This is a genomic window from Streptomyces humicola (genome assembly GCF_024436035.1).
GTDB classification, from domain to species: domain Bacteria; phylum Actinomycetota; class Actinomycetes; order Streptomycetales; family Streptomycetaceae; genus Streptantibioticus_B; species Streptantibioticus_B humicola.
In genome coordinates this window covers 30513-49546 of the sequence record NZ_JANFNG010000011.1, presented here as the reverse complement: position 1 = coordinate 49546, position 19034 = coordinate 30513, and the positions used below count along the sequence as shown (strand labels likewise).

Sequence of the window (19034 nt, the reverse complement as noted above, 5' to 3'; positions counted from 1 at the left end):
GCGCACCGCCTCCCGGTTCCGTCGTTTCCGTTCCGTCGTGTTCCGTCGTCGTGCTTCAGTCGTGCGGGACGATGACGACGGGGCACGGCGCATGGTGCAGCACCGAGTGCGCCGCCGCGCCCAGCCGTGTGCCCATCGGCGGCCGCGCCGCACGGCGTCCCACGACCAGCAGCACGGCGCCGGAGGCCGCCTCGACGAGGTGCTGTGCGGGCCGGTCGGCGACCAGCTGCTCGTGCACCGCGAGAGAGGGGTGCTTCTCACGCCAGGGCTTGAGCGCCGCCGCGAGCGAGTTGCGTTCGTCGTTCTCGATCAGGGTGTACGCGTCCACGTCCACACCGCCGGCGACGTAGCCGTAGCTGGGCGGGGAGTGCCAGGCGTGCACGGCGCGCACCGTCGCCTTGTGGACGGTGGCGATGTCGAAGGCGAATTCGAGCACCGGTTCGCACGGGTGGCCCAGGTCGACCCCGACGACGATCTCACGCACCGCCTGCGACGCCTCACGGTCGCCGTCGGCACGCACCAGGACGACGGGACGCTCGGCCCGCGCCACGACGGCCAGCGAAACCGAGCCAGCGAGGAACCCGGCGATGGTGCCGAGACCGCGCGATCCCAGCGCGAGCAGCTCGGACTCCTGGGCGGCGTCGAGCAGCGCCGGGGCCGGCAGGTTCTCGATCTGCTCGACCATGACCTTCAGCTGCGGATGGTGCGATCCGATGTCCTTGACGACCTCGCCCATCATGCGGTCGGGCCAGGGCCGCTCGAAGACGGGCTCGGATGGTGTCGGCGGCAGGCGCTTGGGCAGCCACTCCCAGGCGTAGACCAGGCGCAACGGCAGGCCGCGCAGCTCGGCTTCACGGGCCGCCCAGTGGGCGGCGGCGACGCTCTCGGGTGAACCGTTCAGGCCGGCGGTGACAGGACGGTCCATCGGTACGCACCTCCAGGTCGCACAGCTCGCGCAGGTCGTACAGCTGGCATCAGCTCGTACGCGGCAATCGCTCCACGCGGGGTGTTCCGCTGGATTCCAGCCTGGCGCTCCACCAGGAACGGCGCGCGGGCCACAGGTCCCGCCGCGGGACCGACAGGCCAGGGCGGATAGGGCCGGATGGCCCCGAGCCTGCCCCTTGAGCCCATTCGTCCCGCTTCGCGGCGGAGCAACGGTGATGGGAGTGCCACGGACCGACACAGGAGGCATCTGCCATGGCCACGACCGCGAACCCCCGCCGTGTGCGGGTTCCCTACGCCCATCGGCCCGAGGCGCTCGCCGGGCTGACCGCGAAGGACCTGATCGGCACGGTGAACCCGTTCGGCCCGGCCGGAGCGAACATCACGCAGGAAGCGACACTGTGGGAGGCGGTGATACGGCTGCTGACGCATCACACCCGCCATCTCGTCGTCGTCGACGATCAGCGCCACTACCGCGGGCTGCTGTCGGACCGTCATCTGGTCGCCACCTCCCCGGTCGACGAGAAGGCCCTCCAGCGGCGCTACGTCAAGGAAGTCACCGGTCTGGACCGTCCCATGCTGATGCCGGGCACCCGGATCACCACCATCGCACAGCTGCTGACCACGCACGACGTGGACGCGCTCCCCGTCATCGGAGAGCACGGCACGGTGGTGGGCGTCGTCACGCGGGCCGCCCTCGTCCAGGCGCTGGCGGATCACGGTCCCGTGGGCCCGTCCACGAACGGATTCCCCGTGGCGCGCTGACCGGCGGTCGCGCCCGCGGCGCAATGGCCCGTTCGGCCCATGTACCGGGCAACGGCAAGGGGGAGGCTTCGAGTAGAGGACCCTTGTGGAGGGACCGAGGATCTAGGGGCCGTCATGGCGGAAGCGCACGGTTTCTCATCGGGGACGCCGATCCGGGTCTTCCTGGTCGACGATCACGAGGTCGTACGGCGAGGTGTGCACGATCTGTTGGACGCCGAGCCCGACATCGAGGTCGTCGGTGAGGCCGGGACGATGGATCACGCCCTGGCACGCGGCCCCGCGCTGCGGCCCGATGTGGCCGTCCTCGACGTGCGGCTGCCGGACGGGGACGGCATCACCGTCTGCCGTGAGCTGCGCTCCCGCATGCCGGAACTCGCGTGCCTGATGCTCACTTCGTTCGACGACGACGACGCCCTGCTCGACGCGATCATGGCCGGTGCCGCCGGCTATGTGCTCAAGCAGATCAAGGGCTCCGACCTGGTCTCCGCGGTACGCACGGTCGCCTCGGGGCAGTCGATGCTCGACCCGGCGACGACGGCCAGGCTGATGAACAGCCTGCGCGAGGACGGCCACGAGGAGCAGGAGGACACGATGCTTGCCGGGCTGACCGCGCGCGAGCGGGAGATCCTCGTCCTGATCGGCGAGGGGCTGACCAATCGGCAGATCGGCAAGCGGCTGTATCTCTCCGAGAAGACGATCAAGAACCACATCTCCCGGCTGTTGTCCAAACTCGGCGTCGAACGCCGCATCCAGGCCGCCGTCATCGCCACCGAAGCGGTGCGGGCGGGCGGCGACCACGACGCGGAGCACCACCACCACGACCCGCACACGGCGCACTGATGCACCAGGCCTTTGGGGGCCGTCCGGACACCGCGGGGGACGTTCGGCCCACGGCGCCCGCCGCTGCACCTGCGGCACAGTGAGTGGTGAGAAGCGATGTACGGGGGTGACACAGGAGGTGGCAGCGATGACACACGTCGCCGAGTGGAAGGCGAACGTGTTTCTCTTCGAGGAGGATGACGTCACCAAGGCCAGGGTGACCCTGGACACCAATACCTCTCATCTCGCCGGTCACGGCACCGCCCGGATCAGCCCGCACGACCTGCAGGTTCCCGAGATCGGTGACGAACTGGCCGCCGGCCGCGCCCTCGCGGACCTCGGCCGCCAGCTCATCCGCACGGCCGCGGAGGACGTCGAGGGACTCGACCCATGACAAGCCCGCAGGCCCCGCAGGTCCCTGAGACCGCACCGCGGACCACCGCCTGGATCCCCCGTCCCGGCCGCGCCCGCGAAGGCCCGCGCCCGGTCGTGGTCGGGCTCGACCCGAACCCCTCCCACCGGTGGGCGCTGGACTGGGCGGCCGACGAGGCCGACCGGCGCGGCCTGCCGCTGCGCATCGTCTACGCGCAGGGCCTGCCGACCGTCCGGGTCACCCAGGCCGATCTGCTCCCCTCCTGGGAGCAGTGGAACCGCTCGCTGCACGAGGCCGGCGAGCTGGCGCTGGGCGACGCGGTCGCCTACGTCGAGGACCGCCATCCGCAGCTGATGGTGACGGTGGAGCTCGCGGAGGGCGAGCCGAGCTGGGTACTGCGCGAACAGGCGCCCGAGGCGTCGCTGATCGTCCTCGGCTCGCGCCGCCTGTCCACCGGGCGCGAGCTGTTCACCTCCGCGTCGGTCGCCCTGCCGGTGATCGCCCACGCGCCCTGCCCCGTGGTGGTGGTCCGCGAGCCCGAGCACACGGCGGGAGAGCCACCGCACTTCGTGGTGGGCGTCGACGGCAGCGCCGAAGCGGCGGGTGCGCTCGACTTCGCCTTCGCGGAGGCGGCGCTGCGCGGCGCCTCGCTGCGGGCGGTCTCCGTCTGGCATCCGGCGTTCCTGCGCAACCGCGACGAGCGGGCGGGGCACGAGGCGATGCTCGAAGCGGAGCTGACGCAGTTGGTGTCGGAGCGCGAGGCCGCCTACCCGGCTGTGAAGGCGGGCCACGAGGTCGTGCTCGGCCACCCCGTGCACGTGCTGGGCGAGGAGTCGGCGCGCGCACTCGGCATCGTCGTCGGCACCCGGGGGCTCGGCGGTTTCACGGGGATGCTGCTCGGCTCCGTCAGCCAGGGCGTACTGCACCACGCGCGGTGCCCGGTCATCACCGTTCCGCTCGCCGGGAAACGGAGGGCGGAGGCGTGAAGATCTCCGAGCTGATGAACTCACCGCCGGTCGTGGTCGCTTCGGGGACGTCGGCGCGGGAGGCCGCGGTCCGGATGGACGTGAACGGCGTCGGCGCGGTCCTCGTCGCCGATGACGGCGCACTGCGGGGAATCGTCACCGACCGCGACCTGGCGGTCCGCGTGATCGCTCACGGCCGTGATCCGGAGAGGACGGCGGTGCGCGAGGTGATGTCGGCGCCCGTGACCACGCTCGACGTGAACGAGGGCATCGACGCCGCCTACCGCCGCTTCCGCAGGGCCGCGATCCGCCGGCTGCCGGTGCTCGACGGCAGCCGGCTCGTCGGCGTGCTCTCCCTCGACGACGTGCTGATGGACCTCTTCCAGCGAATGGCCGATCTGCTCGGGCCGGTCGCGTGGAGTGTGCTGCGGGAGCCTCCCGCGGGCGTCGGCTGCGGGTACGACTGACGGTGCGGATGCAGGTGGCAAAACCAACGCACGTCACGCGCGGGTGCCGTCGACGGGTCCCGCCGGCTCCCGCAACGCGGTGTCGTCCTGCACCCATGCCAGCCGCTCATGGACGGCGACCACACCGTCGACCGCCTCGCACAGCTGCACGGCGACCGGGATGGTGCTGCGCCGTTGCAGAGTGCCGGTGAGGGTGACCACGCCGTCGTCCACATCCACATGCAGGGCCGTGGAGTCGGCCCACAGGATGCCGAAGAAGACGTCGTCATGCAGGATCTCGGCCCCGATGGCCTCGTCGTCCCGCAGGAAGACGCTCAGCAGATCGGTACGGCTGACGATGCCCACCAGGCGGCCCTCCTCGTCCACCACGGGCAGCCGCTTGACGTGATGGCGCTCCATCACCCGGGCCGCCTCCGGCACCGCCATCTCGGGCCTGGCCGTGAACACCGGGGTCGACATGACCTGCGCGGCGGTCTCCCCTCCGGGGCCGGACCGCAGCGACTCCTTGACCATCAGGTCGGCCTCGGAGACGATCCCCAGCGGCCGTCCGTCCGCGCCGACTACGGGTACCGCAGTGACACCGTGCTTGGTGAGCGCGGCGACGACGGACTTGACCGGCGCATCGGGAGTGACGGTCACCGGCGAACGCGTCATCACCTCGTCGACCGTGCAGTGTGCCATGGCCACCAGCCCTCCTTCCAGCGGCGCCCCGACGAGGAGTTCGCAGACAGTGGTCTCCAACGCCCGGCCAAGCCGCAGGAGTCCGCCCGTCCCCGCTGTCACCCCGGGTGGTGTGCATCGCCCGTCACGTCCTCGGTCTCGCCGAGGTCGTCGCGCTCGTACCCCAGGTGCTCCTCGACGCGTACGACGCCGTCCACGCTCTGGCACAGCCGCACCAGGACCGGGACCAGGCTGCGGCGCGCCACGCTGCCGCCGAGCGTGACCTGGCCGTTCTTCACCTCGACATGGACCGCCGAGGGCGATTCGCGCAGCGTGCGCACCACGACGTCCTCGGTGATCTCGTCGCGGATCGCGCTGTCCCGGCGCAGGAAGACCCGCATCAGGTCACTGCGGCTGACGATGCCCACCAGACGTCCCATCTCGTCCACCACGGGAAGCCGTTTGACACCGCGGTCCTGCATCACGCGGGCGGCCTCGACCACGTTCCACTCGGGGCGCGCGCACACCACCGGGCTCGACATCAGGCCCTCGGCCGTCGTCGCCTCGAACGTGGCGCGCTCATGCGGCTGTTGGGGCGTCGGACTGATGCGACCGGAGGGGTCGGGCCTGCCGGTTTCCTTTCGCAGCAGATCGGCCTCGGAGACGATGCCCACCGGCTGGTCGCCGGCGTCCACGACGGGGACGGCCGTGATGTCGTGCTCGTCGAGCAACTCGGCGATCTCCTTGAACGGGGTCGTGCGGTGCACGCGCACCACCATGTGCGTCATGAGGTCTGCGACTGTCCGGTGATGCATGATCCAGTCCCTTCACGACTGCGGGACGCTCACGAGCGCTCGGCTCCCACGGTGCCCCGACCGGGACGGCCGGCATAGGGACGGCCGGGCCCGTGCCGGGACCATTGGTCCCTCTCACATCGTCGTCCCGCCCCTGGCCCGCCCGCATCCCGGACAGGCCGCTGACGCCCGTTCAGCGGGCGCAGTGGCGGGGCAGGCTCTCCAACGTCGCCTCCGTCTCCGAGGGCGCGCTGCCGTTCCGCGACAACGTCGACCACGGCCGCCGCCACGGCGTCGAGCGGATCGCCGAGCCGGGCGGGTCGATCAGGTCCGGCGAAGTCGAGCAGACCTGCCGCGAACACGGCATCACTCTGGTACGCACCGGCCTCAGGCTCTTCCAGCACTGAGCGGCCGAAGGCCGAGCCGTTCACGGACTGAGCCGTTCGCGCAGTGTTACCGGATTCGTAGGGCACAGGACACCGGCCGGGGCCCCTCGGCGGACAAGGTCTTCGTGCCCGTGTCGGTGGCCGGCCGGCCCCCGAGTCCCATCACGCACTGGAGGATCCGTCTCGATGCGCCTGCGCACTGTTGCCCTGAGCCGGAGGTCGGCGTCGGAGGGGCGGGGAGCGGCCCCTGGGTGTGGGCATACCGGCCGGGACGAGGGGCCGCTGCGCGCTCTGGTGATCTCCGGCAGCGTGGGGGCGGGCCACGACGGTGCGGCCGCCGAGCTGGCGCGCAGGCTGCGGGCGCGGGGCATGGAGGCCACCTGCCGCGACTTCCTCGATGCGCTGCCGCGCCCGTACCAGCGGGTGCTGCGGGACGGGTACGCGTTCAGCGCCAGCCACGCCCCCGCGGTGTTCGACTGGCTGTTCCGCTGCGGGGAACGGGACTCCGGGGTGCGCCGGCTGACCATGCACGTGTGCCGGTCGGCGCGCCGGGACGTGGCCGACTGGGCGCACCGGGCGGCCCCGGAGGCGGGTCCTGGGGGCCGAGGGTACGACGTGGTGGTCACCACCTTCCCGTTCGCGGCCCAGACCCTCGGGATGCTCAAGCGGGATGGCGCTCTCATCGCGCCGACGGTCTGCTATCTCACCGACCCGGCACCGCACCGCCTGTGGGTGCATCCGCACAACGACGCCCACCTCACGTGCACGGAGGCGACGGCTGTCGAGGGGATGGAGCGGTACGGGGTGCCCATGGCGCCCGCGGGGCCGCTGGCGCACGACGCCTTCCGGCAGGCGGCCGACGAGTCCGCGCGGGAGGGGGTGCGGCAGGCGGTGCGTGCGGAGCTGGGAGTCGCGGCGGACCAGCGGATCGCGTTGATGATGACCGGTTCCCTGGGCCTCGGCGACGTCATGGGCAGCGTCCGTGCGATGCGGGCGGCACGACGCACCGTGCCCGTCGTGCTGTGCGGCAGGAACGACCGGCTGCGGCGCCGGATCGAGGCGCTGCCCGGTGTGGTGGCGCTCGGCTGGCGCGACGACGTGCCGAGGCTGATGGCCGCCGCCGATGTGCTGGTCCACAACGCGGGCGGCCTTTCGCTCACCGAGGCGCTCGTCGCGGGGCTGCCGGCGGTCAGCTACGAGGTGCTCTCCGGGCACGGCCGGGCGAACGCGGCGACGCTGGCGGCCGCCGGCATCGCACCGTGGCCGCAAACTCCCGCGGGCCTTGCCGACGCGCTGGAGGCGCAGGCCGGCCGCGGGCGCGTGTACCTGCCGCTGCTGCCGCCGGAGCGGGAGGCGGCACATGTCGTCGAGGCGCTCGCTCGCCGGGGGCGCGATGACGGCTTCGGCGCCCGGCCGCTCGCCCGTACGGCGTGAGCCGTATGGCGTCGCGTCGCTGTCGTGTTGCGCGCCTCCGTGAAACCTCCCTTGCCGTAACGGCCCCCGAACGACGCAACGCGGCCACCCGTCTGGGCGATCAGCGGTGGGCCTGGACGTGCGATCTCCCCTTGGCTGAGGTCGGACGCCGCGGTACGACTCAGCCGTCCGGTCACCATCCGAAAGTGTGACAGGACGGCTGCGGCGCATACGATTCGGAAAGGCAAGGGATCCACATGCGTACAGCAGGCATAGCCCGCGTCGGCGCGATGGCCGCCGTCACCGGGGCGGCCCTGGTGATCACGACCCCGCCGGCATCGGCTGTCGAGGGCGGGCAGGTCATCGTCTCCCCGAGCAACGCGCGTCCCGGTCAGGCGGTGCGGATCACCGCGACCGGTTGCATCACCACCAGCAGCACCACCAGCAGCACCGCCGTTTCCCGGGCGTACTCCAACGCCTTCCCCACCATCAGCCTCCAGGCGTACAAGGGCGGGACACCCGGCGCCGTCACCGGCACCGGCACCGTCTTCTCCAGCGTCAAGCCGGGCACGTACAAGGTCAATGTGGCGTGCGACGTCAATTCGGGCGTGAGCGCGACGGCCACCCTGACCGTCATGCGCAGCGGCAGCAGCCCCGGCCCGAGCGCGAGCGCGTCGGCCATGCCCATGCCGACGACCAAGCCCGCCGCGCCGCGCGGCAGTGCCCGCACGGGCCTCGGCGGCGGCATCACCCACCCCGACGGCGGTGAAGTCGCCTTCGGTACCGCGCTGATGGCCGGTGCACTGGCCACCGGCTTCGTCATCAGGCGCCGGGCCGGCCGCAAGGGCTGAGCCGGTCCGAGGTCGGCGCACGGTCCCGTGGGCCGTGAGCCGACCGGGCCGTGTCCCCCGCACCTCGGCAGGGACCGCTCAGGACTCGATGATGGTGATGACCGAGTTGGGACACAGGGCCGCGGCGAGGCGCGCGGAGTCCTCGAGCTCGGGCGGGGGCTCCGCGTCGAGCAGGACGACGGTGCCGTCGTCGTCGGACTGGTCGAACAGCTCGGGAGCGTGGAGGGCGCACTGCCCGGCGCCGCGGCACCGCTCGTGATCGATCCGGATCTTCATGGCGGGATCACCCGTCCCAGGTGAGCGGAAGTGCGTGCACTCCGTAGATGAGCATGTCATCGCGCATCGGGACCTGCTCCGGCGTTACAGCGAGGCGGAGGCCCGGGAAGCGGCGGAAGAGAGCCGGGAACGCCACCTCCATCTCCACGCGGGCCAGTTGCTGGCCGAGGCACTGGTGGATGCCGTGCCCGAAGGCGACGTGCTGGGAGGGCTCGCGCCCCAGGTCGAGCTCCTCGGGGTGCCGAAAGTGCTCCGGGTCCCGGTTGGCGGCGGCGAGCGAGGCGACCACCGTTTCACCGGCGCGGATGTGACGGCCGTCGATCTCGACGTCCTCGCGGGCGACGCGGATCGTGCCGAACTGCACGATGGTCAGGTAGCGCAGGAGCTCCTCGACGGCGCGCTCCACGGATTCGGGCTGGTCGAGCATGGCGCGGAGCTGGCCGGGGTTCGACAGCAGGGTGTAGGTGCCGAGCGCCAGCATGTTCGCCGTGGTCTCATGGCCCGCGACGAGCAGGAGGCGTCCGACGCCGGCCAGTTCCTCGTCGGTGAGCTCGGCGTCCTGGGGCGTCTCCTGCATGTCCTGCGTGGCGATCAGGTGGGAGAGCAGGGCGTCGTCGGGGTGGAAGCGCTTGACGGCCACCAGGCCGAGCATGTAGTCGCGTAGCGCGTCGCGCGCCGCCAGCGCGGTCTCTTCGTCGGTGTCGAGCCTGAGCAGGGTCGACGTCCACTGCTGGAACTTCGCACGGTCGTCGTACGGCACGCCGAGCAGCTCGCATATGACGAGCGAGGGGATCGGCAGGGCGAAGGCGCGGACGAGGTCCACGGGCGGCCCGCTGCGTTCCATCGCGTCGAGATGCTCGGCGACGATCTGCTCGACCCGCGGCGCCAGGGCACGCATCCGCCGCACCGTGAAATAGCGGGTGAGCATCCGCCGGTACCGCGTGTGCTCGGGCGGGTCCATGGTGATGAGCATGCCGGCGCGCGACTGAAGATCATCGGGGCGCAGGGGGAAGGTACGCAGCGGCGAGGAGGCGCGCCTGCGGTCGGAGCTGAAGCGGTCGTCCGCCAGGAGCGCGCGTACGTCCTGGTGGCGGGTGAGCAGCCAGCCGGTCTTGCCGTCGGGGAACGCCAGCCTGCTGACCGGATCCTGCTCGCGCAGCCGGTCGTACTCTTCAGGCGGATCGAACGGGCAGCTGCGGTGGGTCGGCAGGGTGGTCGGCGGGGGTCCCCCCGTGGAGCAGGGGGAGGGCTCGGTCACGCGCATGGGATCAAACCTCCCAGGCGAAGAACTGGATCTTCCATTTCAGGGTAGTACGGATCCGTTCTATGTGCCTGGGACTGCTGTGCATAGATCGGATCCGGCCGGATCCGATCAGCCGGCACGCTCAGCCGGGCCGAGGTGGTTCCGGCGCGCCGAGCAGGGGCCCCAGCACCCCGTCGACGATCCGGTCGACCAGCTCACGGCCCGGCTCCTCGTCGAGGACCAGCACGTGCATCAGCACCAGCGCGAAGGGCAACTCGACCAGCAGTTCCTCATCGACGCCCGGCGGGATCTCACCCCGCTGCTGAGCCCTCGCCAGGACGGTCTCCGCCGCCTGCTGCAACGGCCGGCTGAGCCGCTCACGGCGCAGCCTGGCGAGTTCGGCGTCCCTTCTGCTGCCTTCGAGCAGGGCGATCACGAGCCCGCGATCCTCCTCCGTCAGGCCCGACAGCCACGAGATCAGCAGATGCCGCAGATCGTCACGGAACGACCCGGTGTCCGCCCCCGCCAGTGCGGGCTGGTGCTCCTGCAGCGCGTCGACCACCAGCTGGGCCTTGGACGGCCAGCGCTGGTAGAGCGTTGCCTTGCTGGCCCGGGCCCGCTGGGCGACCAGGTCCATGGTGCATCGCTCGTACCCCACCTCGGCGAGCAGGGCCCGCACGGCGTCGAAGACCTCCCGGCGCCGCTCCGGATTGCTCAGCGGGATCTTGCGCGGCCGCCCGGGCCGGCCGCCATGAGCAACTGCACCATCGCCGGCCACCCGACGGCCTCCTCTCTGCGGCTCCCCCGGCGGAGCCGTATGCGGGCTACTGGATGTCGATCGAGCCGCTGTCCTTGCCGGACGACCCCAGATACCGCTGCACCTCGAACTTCCGCGTCCCGCCGTCGCCCTCGGACGTGCCCAGGTTCTTGCGCACCGACTCCAGGATCGTCAGGCCCTGCCCGACCAGGCCCGCCGCGATCTCACCGAGCCCGTCGGCGCCGTTGAGGACGTTGACGCTGGCGCCGGAGAGACCGGCCGCGGCCTCCTTGACGATCTGCGGGAGCTGTTCGATCAGCATGCGGTCCAGTGCCACCCGGTCGTGCGATGCCGCCGCCTCGGCCTGGATCTTCATCCGCTCCGCCTCGGCGAGGGCGAGGACCCTGATCCGCTCGGCCTCCGCCTCGGCGGGCTTGACCACCTCGGCCACCAGTTGCTGCTGGCGCAGCTGGGCCGCGCGCTCGGCCAACTCGGTCTGCGCCGCCAGCACTTCCTGCTGCGCGTGCGCCTGTGCCAGCGGTCCGGCCTGCGCCGCCTGGGCCTGGGCGCGGTCCACCTCGGCGTTGTACTGGGCCTGGACGATGGCGGTCTGCCGGGCGTACTCGGCCTGGTTCCGTGCGGCCTCCTGCTGCGCCTCGACCGAGGCCTGGGTGGCCTGCGCCTGGGCGATCTGGGCCTGCCGCTGGATGGCCGCCTTGTACGGGGCGGACATCGCGTCGATATAGCCGGTGTCGCCATCGTCGATCGACTGGATCTGCAGTGAGTCGACGATCAGACCGATCTTCGCCATCTCCGCCTTCGAGGTGTCGAGCACCTCGGTGGCCAGCTTCTGCCGCTCGGTGACGATCTCCTCGACCGTCATCGAGCCTATGATCGCGCGCAGATGCCCGGCGAAGATCCGCCCCGTCAGCACCGACATCTGGTCCTGGTCGGAGAGGAACCGCTGCCCGGCGTTGACGATGGACTCGGTGTCGTTGCCCACCTTGAAGGCGATCACGGCACGCACCGTCAGGGCGATGCCCTGCTTGGTCACGCACGTCTCCGCGACCTCGGCCTCGCACATCGCGAGCGTCAGGAAGCGGACCTTACGGAAGACGGGGAGCACGAACTTGCCGTGGCCGGTCACCACGCGGAACGGCGCACCCCCCTGCCCACGCCTGCCACCCGAGATCAGCATCGCCTCGTCGGGGGCGGGAACCCGGTAACCGAACATCTTTCGTCTCCTCAACCGGCGTCGCCGGTACCGCCGGCCGACGCATCCAACGAATCAGCCCACTCGATGACATCGACCTGGCGAGCGCCACGGGATTCGACGACGAGCACGGGCGCCCCCTTGGCCAGGGGCTCGGCGGACCAGGCGAGGAAGGTCTCGGAACCGCCCCTGACCCGTACCAGGACCTCGCCGGGACCAGCGGGCCCGCGGGTGCCGATGACGAGCACCCCCGTACAGCCGATCACGGCCTCGTCCCGCGTCATGGACGGCCGCCCCCCTCGTCGTTCCGGAACTGCAGCCTTGTTGTTTCTGCAGCCCAGACATTAACGCCTCGCGGCCTGCTTGGCCGCTAGTGATGCGTCTGAATGGCCGTGGCCACCAGGACGAAAGCGACGACCAGGAAGATCGCGACCATCACCGTGGCAACGCCGGAGCGAGACGCGGAACGACGGCCGGGGTGCCGGCGGCTGCCGGAGGCCGTGGCGAAGAGCGCGCCGGAACCCGCGTCCTGCGCGTTCCCGTTGTGATGGTGGTGATTCCCGGTGTGGTGATGGTGTTGCAGGCCGCTGCCCCCGCCGTGATGGCCGCCGAAGCCGCCCCCGCCGTGGCCACCGCTGAATCCGCCCCCGTCGTGCATGTACCTCACCCCGTTCGTTGTCGGTCGCCGTCGTACCTGCCCGCTGACGGGCACCTCACACATGCCCCGGCGAGTCCGGCCGATCACCCGAATGGCCGAGATGCGCCGGTGTCCCGCAGCCCGGTCAATGCGAAGTTGAGGGGGGTTCACCGCCTGTCCCTTGTGTCGCACGGCGCACTGGTGTGTGGTGAACAGGTCCCCGGTCTCCGGCAGCGAGGTGGTCATGGCAGGCGTCTCCCGTCGACGGCTACTCAGGTCAGCACTGGGCATCAGCGGTCTCGCCGCCGCGGCATCCGTGCTCCCGCCGAATCTGCAGCGCGTCATGGCCGACCCGGTCCGTCGTCCCGGCTCGCTGGAGGAGATCGAGCACGTCGTCATCCTGATGCTGGAGAACCGGTCGTTCGACCACTACTTCGGCACGCTGCGCGGAGTGCGCGGATTCGACGACCCGGATGCCGCCACGCTGCCGAACGGGCGCTCGATCTTCTACCAGCCGGATCCGGACAACCCCGACGGCTATCTGCTCCCGTTCCACCTGGACACCAGGAGCACGAGCGCACAGGCGATCCCGTCGACCAGCCACGCGTGGACGACGCAGCACCAGGCGTGGAACGGCGGCGCGATGGACAACTGGGTCCCGGCCCACCGCGCCGCCGACGGCAACGCCAACGGCCCCTACACCATGGGCTATTACGAGCGGGCCGACATCCCCTTCCACTTCGCGCTCGCCGAGTCCTTCACCCTCTGCGACGCCTACCACAGCTCCGTCCTCGGCCCGACCTGGCCCAACCGCCTCTACCACTGGAGCGGCACCATCGACCCCGGTGGCGCGCACGGCGGACCGGTCATCAGCAACGTGATCCCGCAGCCGTTCCGCTGGACCACCTATCCCGAGCGGCTGACCGAGGCCGGCATCTCCTGGCACGTCTACCAGGAGGAGGACGACTACGGCTGCAATCCGCTGGAGTTCTTCAAGGCCTACCAGGACGCCGAGCCGGGCGACCCGCTCTACGAGCACGGGCTGACCATCGGCCCGGCCGACCAGTTCGCGCGCGACGCGCTCCACGACCGGCTGCCGACCGTCTCATGGATCATCCCGACGTCACCGCAGTCGGAGCATCCCGACTACCTCCCGGCGTCCGGCGCCGACTTCCTCGCCCGACAGCTGGATGCGGTGGCCGCCAACCCCGACGTGTGGCGCAAGACCGTGTTCATCGTCAACTACGACGAGAACGACGGCCTGTTCGACCACGTCGTCCCGCCGACGCCGCCCGAGGGGACAGCAGACGAGTTCGTCCAGGGGCTGCCGATCGGCGCGGGCATCCGCGTGCCGTGCATCATCGTCTCGCCGTGGACGCAAGGCGGTTACGTGTCGAGCGAGCCCTTCGACCACACCTCCGTGCTGCGCTTCCTGGAGCAGATCACCGGCGTGCGCGAGCCGAACATCAGCGACTGGCGGCGGCAGACGTTCGGCGACCTCACCTCGGCGCTCGGATTCCCGCACACCCGGCCGTTCCCGGCGCTGCCACCGACCAAGCGGCAGTTGTGGACCGCCGAGCACGAGGTGGCCACCCTGCCGCCGCCGCCCGTCCCCGGCGCCGACCAGAGGCCCCCGCACCAGGAGACCGGCCCGGGTCTTCAAGCGGTGCCGTCCGCGAGCTCCGCGCCGGGCGGGACGGGCGAACTGAGCGGTGCGCGGCGGTACTCCACGAGCCGTTCCGTGGAGAATGCCACCTCGCACAGCGGTGACTTCCCGGACGGCACCGCGGGCACCAACTTCCCCGGCACGCAGGACTCCGTGCCCAAGACCGGCCCGACCAGCGGCGTGCACACCTACGCGGCCGGCATGGTCAGCTACTCGATCGCCGTGGTCGACACATCGACCCACCGGCTGGTGGCGAGCATCGACGCCGGGACCAACCCCTACGGCATCACCGCGCCCGCCGGCGGCCACAAGCTGTACATCAGCAACTCCGGAGCGAGCGACGTTTCGGTGTACGACACCACGCAGGGCAGGATCGTCTCGAGTGTCACCGTGGGTCTCCTCCCGCACGGTGTGGCGTCCTCGCCGGACGGCCGCCACGTCTACGTCGCCAACACCGGCCCGGACACCGGCCCCGGCGGCTCGCAGACCGTCTCGGTGATCGAGACCGGCTGTGACAAGGTGTGCGCCACGTGGCAGACGGGTCTCGCGCCGCACTCCGTCGCGCCGAGCCCCGACGGCGGAACGCTGTACGTCACCTGCTTCGACGGACTGTCGGTGGTGGACACCGGCGACGGCGAACAGCGCCGGCTCCTGATCGGCCAGGCGCGTTCCAACGGCGTCGCCGTGCACCCGGACGGCACCCGCGTGTACGTCGCCAACGCCTGGGAGGAAACGCTGTCGGTGATCGACACGCGCGACCACCTCGTCGTCGCGCGGATCCCCGTGGGCAGGAGGCCCTGGCAGGTCGCGGTCGCCCCGGACGGTGCACGCGTCTACGTCACCAGTGCGGGGGACGACACCGTCACGGTGGTCGACGCCGCGAGCGGCACCGTCGTCGCCCGGGTGCGGGTGCACCACGTGCCGACCGGGATCACCGCAACCGACGACACCGTGTGGGTGTCGGCGAACGCGGCGAGCACGGTGGATGCGATCGACGTCAAGACGCTGCAGGTGGTGGGCAGTGCGCCGCTGGGCCTGTCGAGCGAGCCGAGCGGCGTGGCCGTCGCCTGACGCCAGGCGCCTAGCGGTGCTTCTGCTCGACGCGGAGCGCCAGCACAGGGCACTCGGCGACGGCGCGCCGCGCATGATCGAGCAGCTCTCCGGGAACGTCGGTGGACCTGACGATGGGATAGCCCCACTCGTCGAGCCCGATGAGTTCGGGGAGCAGCTCGGCGCAGGCGCCGTGGCCGTCGCACGCAATGCGGTCGATCAGCAGGGTGTGCACACCGGACGCGGTCTGTGCATCGGACATGCCGTTCACCGCCATCCCTGTGCATCGGCCGCCGCGGGATCGGGCACGGACAGCACCGGTTTGCGCGAGGCAGCCGCACACGGCCCCCGCCGGATGTGCTGGCGCAGGTCGTCGGCAAAGACCCGCAGCGCCGTGGCGGCGAGCCGCGACGCCCCGTCCGGGTGGCGGCAGGCGCCGCGCCCGGACAGCAGGCCGATCCTGCCGGCGAGCCGGTCGAGCAGGCGGGTGTCGGCGTCGCCCCGTGCCACCGCGGCGAAGTCCTCGGCGACCGTGGGCAGTCCCATCGTGCACGGGCCGCACTGCCTGGCGCTGTGCGCCGCGAGGTACGCCAGCACGCGGGCGGTCTCGGCGAGGCCGCAGGCGCGCCGCGGCAGCGCCGCGATCACCCCGGCCCCCGGACCCGCGCCGACGGCCGCGAGGTCGTTCTTGGCGAAGGACAGCCCCATCGCCGTCTCCGCCGGAACCCAGCTGCCGAAGAAGCCGCCGAGCAGCAGCGCGCCGATCTCCTCGCTGGGGCCCTCGGCACGGTCCACGAGCTCGCCGATCGGGGTGCCCATCGGCGTCTCGTAGACACCGGGCGCGCGGACCGCGCCGGCGAGCGTGACCAGCGTCGTACCGGGCGCGCCGGGACGTCCCGCGGTACGGAACCAGTCGGCGCCGTACCGGGCGATCAGCGCCAGATGGGCGAGGGTCTCGACGTTGTCGACCAGCGTCGGGAGCCCGCCCACACCCTGTTCGAAGGGGCGCGGCGGTGTCGATGCGGGACGGGCGTCTCCGCCGTTCACCCACCGCACCAGCGACGTCGCCTCGCTGGAGACGTAGCGGTGGGGCAGCCCATGGACGTGGATGGGCACCCGGTCGATGCCGCGCAGCCGCCGCTCGTCAACGGCACCGGCCAGATGCCGGACCAGCCCGGCCCGGGTGCGCGGCAGGCACAGGTGGACGGCTTCGGCGCCAACCGCGGCGGCCGCGAGCGACGCGCCGTCCAGCACCAGGTGCGGGGCGAGGCTGAGCAGGATCTTGTCCTTGCGGCTGACCGGTTCGCTCTCCATGCCGTTGGCGATGACGACAGCCGGGCCGGGGGTCTCGGCGACGGTGCGCAGCTTGCGGCCCGTGGGGAAAGCGGCGCCACCGCGGCCGGTGAGTCCCGCCTCCTCCACGGCCCGTACCAGCGGTCCGGCCGTCGGGCGGCGCGCGGTGCGCGGCAGCGGCGGCGGGCCGTACCGGTCGAGGTGTTCGTCGAGGTCGGCGGGGCTGCCGGTGCGAAGCCAGCCGTACAGCAGGCGGGAGCCGTACGGGCCCGTCGGGCCGTCCAGCACGCAGGCCGCGGAAGGCGGAGAAGATGATTGCGTCTCGGTCACAGGAAGACCCCCTGCGGTCCGGAGGCGAGGAAGGCCCCGAGCGCGGCCGGGACCAACGCGGCGACGACGCCCGCCGACAGGCGGCCGGCAAGCATGCCGGGACCGGCCCGGTACAGCCGCCACCACACCGCGGCGAGCACCGCGGCGACGCACGCCGCGTACAGCCCGCGCTGCAGGTCGAGATGGGTGTCGGTGCCCGCCGCCGCGTGGAAGAGCGCGACCGGCCAGGCCGCGTAGGCCAGCCAGTGCACCGCCTTCCACGGACGGCGGCCCATCCGCAGCCGTACGGCGCTGGTGATCGCGACGGCGAGCATCAGGTCGGAGGCGAGGGTGGCCAGGCCCAGCCACGGCGCCCGGTAGGCGGAGATGAACGGCACCAGCGCCGGCACCCAGCCGACGGGGACGAGCGGATCGACGACCGTCGTCACGATGTGCACCGCCAGGAAGGCGAGGCTGAGCACCGAGACGTTGCGGTGCAGCGCGCTGATCTCGAAGCGGGTGAACCGTTTCGGCGCGTACCGTCCGCTCACCAGGACGCCCAGTGCAACGGCTGCCGTGAGCAGAAGCAGGGTGATGCTGCCACTCGCCCGCGTGGCGAACCACAGCGGACGGTGGGCGGCAACGGGCAGCGACGCGGCTCCCAGCCGGACCACTGAGGTCATCGGAGACCTCCCGTGGCCTCCTCCGGCCAGCCGCAGACGCGCACGACGGTGCCATCGATCCTGGTCAGCCGGGCGGGCAGGCCGACGCGGCGCAGCCAGCCGGCCGCGCGCTCGCCGAGCCTGGCGGCGGCGGTGGCGGCCGTGTCGGCGTCGACGCAGTCCATCGCGCAGACGCTGACCGTCCGCCAGACCGCCGGCCCGGCGTCGCCGTGCCCTCGTGTCCTGCGCTCGCCGCGCTGGAGCGGCACCGCGGTGGCCTGGGTGACCAGGGCGCCGGCGGCGATCCGTACCTGGGGGTCACCGGCGACGGCGATCCGCCAGCCGCCCGGCGGCGCCTCGCCGGCCGCGCGGTGGTGACCGCCGACGGTGACCAGAACGCCGCAGCCCGCGGCCGCAGCCGCGCGGTGGGCCGTGCGGTCGGCGGCCAGAGCCCGTGCGGTCGAATCCAGGTCGAGGCTCACGCCCGCGGGCAGGCAGAGCCAGCGGGCCGCGCGGTGCCAGCGCACGGAACGCCAGCCCGTTGCGGGCCGTGCGGGCCGCATCGGCCACACCGGTCGGCCGTACGCCGACCCGGGCGAGGAGCCGGACGGCGTGGACGCGGCCGGAACGGTGGGGTCGGCGGCGCCGCCGGTGGCTTCGGCGGCGCGTTGCGCCACGTCCAGCACTTCGGCGAGGAGCGGGCTGACGTGGACCGCCGCGCGGGCAGAGGCCGCGGCAGCGTTGGCCCGCGAGAGCTCGGAGTCGGGCCGGATGCGACTGCAGACGGCGTCGATGGCGGCCAGTTCCTCCTCGAGGACGCGGCGGGCCGCTTCGAGGCCGGCCGGATCCGTAAGGCGCAGCACGGCGGTGGTGCCGAGCGCGGAGAAGGAGACCGCAGCGGGTGGGAGTGCGGTGACGGTCATGAGGATCGCGTGGCGGTGGGCGACAGGGAGGCCGTGTGCTGCGCGGGGGCGGTCTGCGCGTGGACGGCGGGGGGCACCGGGTGCCAGTCGCTCTGGAGCGAGAACACCGACCAGACGGTGCTCATGTTCGGCAGCTTCGGCAGCGCGTGCGCGTACCCGGCGCCGAGCGCCATGGCTCCGGCGACGGAGAGGAGGGCAACCCGGCGGGTCGTGCGTCCGACGCGCCGCAGTCCGCGGTCCCGCCGCCGGGCTGCCTCGGCATGGTGAGGGTGGTCGTGGTGGACGGGGTGGGACATCGCACCTCCTCGTCGGCCGGCCCTTCGGGAACGGTCGGAACCAGCGAAGTGAGAAAGATCGAAAAGTCCGGACAGATTGTGGCTTTCGCGGCACGCTACCCGGCATGCCCCCGGATGACCGCACAGTGTGATTCAGATCTCATTCGCCATTCCGTCCGGAATCCTGTTCGCTCCGTGCGCATCATTCGGAATTACTCCGATTCCGGCGCCGGAATGCCGCCGGACGGGTGCATCCGCGAGGAATCCGAATTCAACGGCCGCCGGGCGTGGCGGA

General features: G+C 71.9%; 23 protein-coding genes and 1 pseudogene. 10 read left to right on the top strand and 14 right to left on the bottom strand.

Translation table 11 applies throughout. The features are described from left to right. Positions 1-55: 55 nt before the first annotated feature. Positions 56-925 carry a universal stress protein gene (locus tag NGB36_RS16050; RefSeq protein ID WP_255920966.1) on the bottom strand — a complete coding sequence of 290 codons (870 nt, stop codon included), beginning with the start codon at positions 923-925 and terminating at the stop codon, positions 56-58. Between the two features lie 272 nt (positions 926-1197). Between NGB36_RS16050 and NGB36_RS16045 the strand changes: the two genes are divergently transcribed. The 5 genes from NGB36_RS16045 to NGB36_RS16025 all read left to right on the top strand — a co-directional run bounded on the left by NGB36_RS16045 (position 1198) and on the right by NGB36_RS16025 (position 4331). Further along, positions 1198-1707: a CBS domain-containing protein gene (locus tag NGB36_RS16045; protein ID WP_255920965.1), complete on the top strand. Its 510-nt coding sequence runs from the start codon at positions 1198-1200 to the stop codon at positions 1705-1707. Between the two features lie 114 nt (positions 1708-1821). Continuing rightward, on the top strand, positions 1822-2547 hold the full coding sequence (locus NGB36_RS16040) for a response regulator (RefSeq protein ID WP_255920964.1): 726 nt from the start codon (positions 1822-1824) through the stop codon (positions 2545-2547). A 127-nt stretch (positions 2548-2674) separates the two neighbouring features. Then, the gene (locus tag NGB36_RS16035; RefSeq protein ID WP_255920963.1) at positions 2675-2920 is read left to right on the top strand and encodes a dsRBD fold-containing protein; all 246 of its coding nucleotides are present in this window, start codon (positions 2675-2677) and stop codon (positions 2918-2920) included. Further along, positions 2917-3885, top strand: coding sequence for a universal stress protein (locus tag NGB36_RS16030; RefSeq protein ID WP_269470221.1), 969 nt, complete (start codon positions 2917-2919; stop codon positions 3883-3885). Before NGB36_RS16035 ends, NGB36_RS16030 begins: the two co-directional genes overlap by 4 nt. Further along, positions 3882-4331, top strand: coding sequence for a CBS domain-containing protein (locus NGB36_RS16025; RefSeq protein ID WP_255920962.1), 450 nt, complete (start codon positions 3882-3884; stop codon positions 4329-4331). The genes NGB36_RS16030 and NGB36_RS16025 overlap by 4 nt, the downstream gene beginning before the upstream one ends. A 33-nt stretch (positions 4332-4364) precedes the next feature. Here NGB36_RS16025 and NGB36_RS16020 read toward each other — a convergent pair whose 3' ends face one another. Together NGB36_RS16020 and NGB36_RS16015 are read right to left on the bottom strand one after the other, a co-directional pair. Next, positions 4365-5114 carry a CBS domain-containing protein gene (locus NGB36_RS16020; protein ID WP_255920961.1) on the bottom strand — a complete coding sequence of 250 codons (750 nt, stop codon included), beginning with the start codon at positions 5112-5114 and terminating at the stop codon, positions 4365-4367. After that, the gene (locus NGB36_RS16015) at positions 5111-5806 is read right to left on the bottom strand and encodes a CBS domain-containing protein (protein ID WP_255920960.1); all 696 of its coding nucleotides are present in this window, start codon (positions 5804-5806) and stop codon (positions 5111-5113) included. Before NGB36_RS16015 ends, NGB36_RS16020 begins: the two co-directional genes overlap by 4 nt. A 92-nt stretch (positions 5807-5898) precedes the next feature. Here NGB36_RS16015 and NGB36_RS16010 point away from each other — a divergent pair, with 92 nt between their 5' ends. The 3 genes from NGB36_RS16010 (at position 5899) to NGB36_RS16000 (ending at position 8435) form a co-directional block, all read left to right on the top strand. Continuing rightward, positions 5899-6192 (top strand): hypothetical protein, encoded by a 294-nt coding sequence (locus NGB36_RS16010; protein ID WP_255920959.1) that lies wholly within the window; start codon positions 5899-5901, stop codon positions 6190-6192. A 165-nt stretch (positions 6193-6357) separates the two neighbouring features. Continuing rightward, on the top strand, positions 6358-7605 hold the full coding sequence (locus NGB36_RS16005) for a glycosyltransferase (protein ID WP_255920958.1): 1248 nt from the start codon (positions 6358-6360) through the stop codon (positions 7603-7605). A 236-nt stretch (positions 7606-7841) separates the two neighbouring features. Continuing rightward, complete coding sequence (locus NGB36_RS16000) at positions 7842-8435, top strand: hypothetical protein (protein WP_255920957.1); 594 nt, start codon at positions 7842-7844, stop codon at positions 8433-8435. Between the two features lie 78 nt (positions 8436-8513). Here the strand turns inward: NGB36_RS16000 and NGB36_RS15995 are convergent, their stop codons facing one another. From NGB36_RS15995 to NGB36_RS15970, 6 genes are all read right to left on the bottom strand, one after another. Further along, positions 8514-8711, bottom strand: a complete 198-nt coding sequence (locus NGB36_RS15995; protein WP_255920956.1) for a ferredoxin — start codon at positions 8709-8711, stop codon at positions 8514-8516. Positions 8712-8718: 7 nt separating this feature from the next. Beyond that, positions 8719-9975 carry a cytochrome P450 gene (locus NGB36_RS15990; RefSeq protein ID WP_255920955.1) on the bottom strand — a complete coding sequence of 419 codons (1257 nt, stop codon included), beginning with the start codon at positions 9973-9975 and terminating at the stop codon, positions 8719-8721. 121 nt (positions 9976-10096) lie between these two features. Further along, entirely contained in the window at positions 10097-10732 is a 636-nt protein-coding gene (locus tag NGB36_RS15985) for a TetR/AcrR family transcriptional regulator (protein ID WP_255920954.1), read from the bottom strand. Positions 10733-10778: 46 nt separating this feature from the next. Beyond that, positions 10779-11945 carry an SPFH domain-containing protein gene (locus NGB36_RS15980; RefSeq protein WP_255920953.1) on the bottom strand — a complete coding sequence of 389 codons (1167 nt, stop codon included), beginning with the start codon at positions 11943-11945 and terminating at the stop codon, positions 10779-10781. 11 nt (positions 11946-11956) lie between these two features. Next, positions 11957-12208: an NfeD C-terminal domain-containing protein gene (locus NGB36_RS15975; RefSeq protein ID WP_255920952.1), complete on the bottom strand. Its 252-nt coding sequence runs from the start codon at positions 12206-12208 to the stop codon at positions 11957-11959. An 86-nt stretch (positions 12209-12294) separates the two neighbouring features. Further along, positions 12295-12582 (bottom strand): hypothetical protein, encoded by a 288-nt coding sequence (locus NGB36_RS15970; RefSeq protein WP_255920951.1) that lies wholly within the window; start codon positions 12580-12582, stop codon positions 12295-12297. 223 nt (positions 12583-12805) lie between these two features. Here NGB36_RS15970 and NGB36_RS15965 point away from each other — a divergent pair. Then, positions 12806-14212: pseudogene (locus NGB36_RS15965) on the top strand (alkaline phosphatase family protein); the annotation flags it as partial. A 216-nt stretch (positions 14213-14428) separates the two neighbouring features. After that, complete coding sequence (locus tag NGB36_RS15960; protein WP_255921092.1) at positions 14429-15298, top strand: YVTN family beta-propeller repeat protein; 870 nt, start codon at positions 14429-14431, stop codon at positions 15296-15298. 10 nt (positions 15299-15308) lie between these two features. Here NGB36_RS15960 and NGB36_RS15955 read toward each other — a convergent pair whose 3' ends face one another. The 5 genes from NGB36_RS15955 to NGB36_RS15935 are packed head-to-tail and all read right to left on the bottom strand — an operon-like array spanning position 15309 to position 18760. After that, positions 15309-15539: a ferredoxin gene (locus tag NGB36_RS15955; protein WP_255920950.1), complete on the bottom strand. Its 231-nt coding sequence runs from the start codon at positions 15537-15539 to the stop codon at positions 15309-15311. Between the two features lie 5 nt (positions 15540-15544). Next, positions 15545-16900, bottom strand: coding sequence for an NADH-ubiquinone oxidoreductase-F iron-sulfur binding region domain-containing protein (locus NGB36_RS15950; RefSeq protein WP_255920949.1), 1356 nt, complete (start codon positions 16898-16900; stop codon positions 15545-15547). Then, positions 16897-17562 carry a ferric reductase-like transmembrane domain-containing protein gene (locus NGB36_RS15945; RefSeq protein WP_255920948.1) on the bottom strand — a complete coding sequence of 222 codons (666 nt, stop codon included), beginning with the start codon at positions 17560-17562 and terminating at the stop codon, positions 16897-16899. Before NGB36_RS15945 ends, NGB36_RS15950 begins: the two co-directional genes overlap by 4 nt. Next, a complete protein-coding gene (locus NGB36_RS15940; protein ID WP_255920947.1) occupies positions 17559-18464 on the bottom strand; it encodes an FAD:protein FMN transferase in 906 nt (301 codons plus the stop codon). Before NGB36_RS15940 ends, NGB36_RS15945 begins: the two co-directional genes overlap by 4 nt. Next, positions 18461-18760, bottom strand: coding sequence for a hypothetical protein (locus tag NGB36_RS15935; RefSeq protein WP_255920946.1), 300 nt, complete (start codon positions 18758-18760; stop codon positions 18461-18463). The genes NGB36_RS15940 and NGB36_RS15935 overlap by 4 nt, the downstream gene beginning before the upstream one ends. Positions 18761-19034: the final 274 nt, after the last annotated feature.

What these genes read in the sequence shown, in the direction of transcription:
- NGB36_RS16050 (WP_255920966.1), bottom strand. Translation starts at nt 925, where the DNA reads ATGGACCGTCCTGTCACCGCCGGCCTGAACGGTTCACCCGAGAGCGTC.
- NGB36_RS16045 (WP_255920965.1), top strand. Translation starts at nt 1,198, where the DNA reads ATGGCCACGACCGCGAACCCCCGCCGTGTGCGGGTTCCCTACGCCCAT.
- NGB36_RS16040 (WP_255920964.1), top strand. Translation starts at nt 1,822, where the DNA reads ATGGCGGAAGCGCACGGTTTCTCATCGGGGACGCCGATCCGGGTCTTC.
- NGB36_RS16035 (WP_255920963.1), top strand. Translation starts at nt 2,675, where the DNA reads ATGACACACGTCGCCGAGTGGAAGGCGAACGTGTTTCTCTTCGAGGAG.
- NGB36_RS16030 (WP_269470221.1), top strand. Translation starts at nt 2,917, where the DNA reads ATGACAAGCCCGCAGGCCCCGCAGGTCCCTGAGACCGCACCGCGGACC.
- NGB36_RS16015 (WP_255920960.1), bottom strand. Translation starts at nt 5,806, where the DNA reads ATGCATCACCGGACAGTCGCAGACCTCATGACGCACATGGTGGTGCGC.
- NGB36_RS16005 (WP_255920958.1), top strand. Translation starts at nt 6,358, where the DNA reads ATGCGCCTGCGCACTGTTGCCCTGAGCCGGAGGTCGGCGTCGGAGGGG.
- NGB36_RS16000 (WP_255920957.1), top strand. Translation starts at nt 7,842, where the DNA reads ATGCGTACAGCAGGCATAGCCCGCGTCGGCGCGATGGCCGCCGTCACC.
- NGB36_RS15995 (WP_255920956.1), bottom strand. Translation starts at nt 8,711, where the DNA reads ATGAAGATCCGGATCGATCACGAGCGGTGCCGCGGCGCCGGGCAGTGC.
- NGB36_RS15990 (WP_255920955.1), bottom strand. Translation starts at nt 9,975, where the DNA reads ATGCGCGTGACCGAGCCCTCCCCCTGCTCCACGGGGGGACCCCCGCCG.
- NGB36_RS15980 (WP_255920953.1), bottom strand. Translation starts at nt 11,945, where the DNA reads ATGTTCGGTTACCGGGTTCCCGCCCCCGACGAGGCGATGCTGATCTCG.
- NGB36_RS15975 (WP_255920952.1), bottom strand. Translation starts at nt 12,208, where the DNA reads ATGACGCGGGACGAGGCCGTGATCGGCTGTACGGGGGTGCTCGTCATC.
- NGB36_RS15970 (WP_255920951.1), bottom strand. Translation starts at nt 12,582, where the DNA reads ATGCACGACGGGGGCGGATTCAGCGGTGGCCACGGCGGGGGCGGCTTC.
- NGB36_RS15960 (WP_255921092.1), top strand. Translation starts at nt 14,429, where the DNA reads ATGGTCAGCTACTCGATCGCCGTGGTCGACACATCGACCCACCGGCTG.
- NGB36_RS15955 (WP_255920950.1), bottom strand. Translation starts at nt 15,539, where the DNA reads ATGTCCGATGCACAGACCGCGTCCGGTGTGCACACCCTGCTGATCGAC.
- NGB36_RS15945 (WP_255920948.1), bottom strand. Translation starts at nt 17,562, where the DNA reads ATGACCTCAGTGGTCCGGCTGGGAGCCGCGTCGCTGCCCGTTGCCGCC.
- NGB36_RS15940 (WP_255920947.1), bottom strand. Translation starts at nt 18,464, where the DNA reads ATGACCGTCACCGCACTCCCACCCGCTGCGGTCTCCTTCTCCGCGCTC.
- NGB36_RS15935 (WP_255920946.1), bottom strand. Translation starts at nt 18,760, where the DNA reads ATGTCCCACCCCGTCCACCACGACCACCCTCACCATGCCGAGGCAGCC.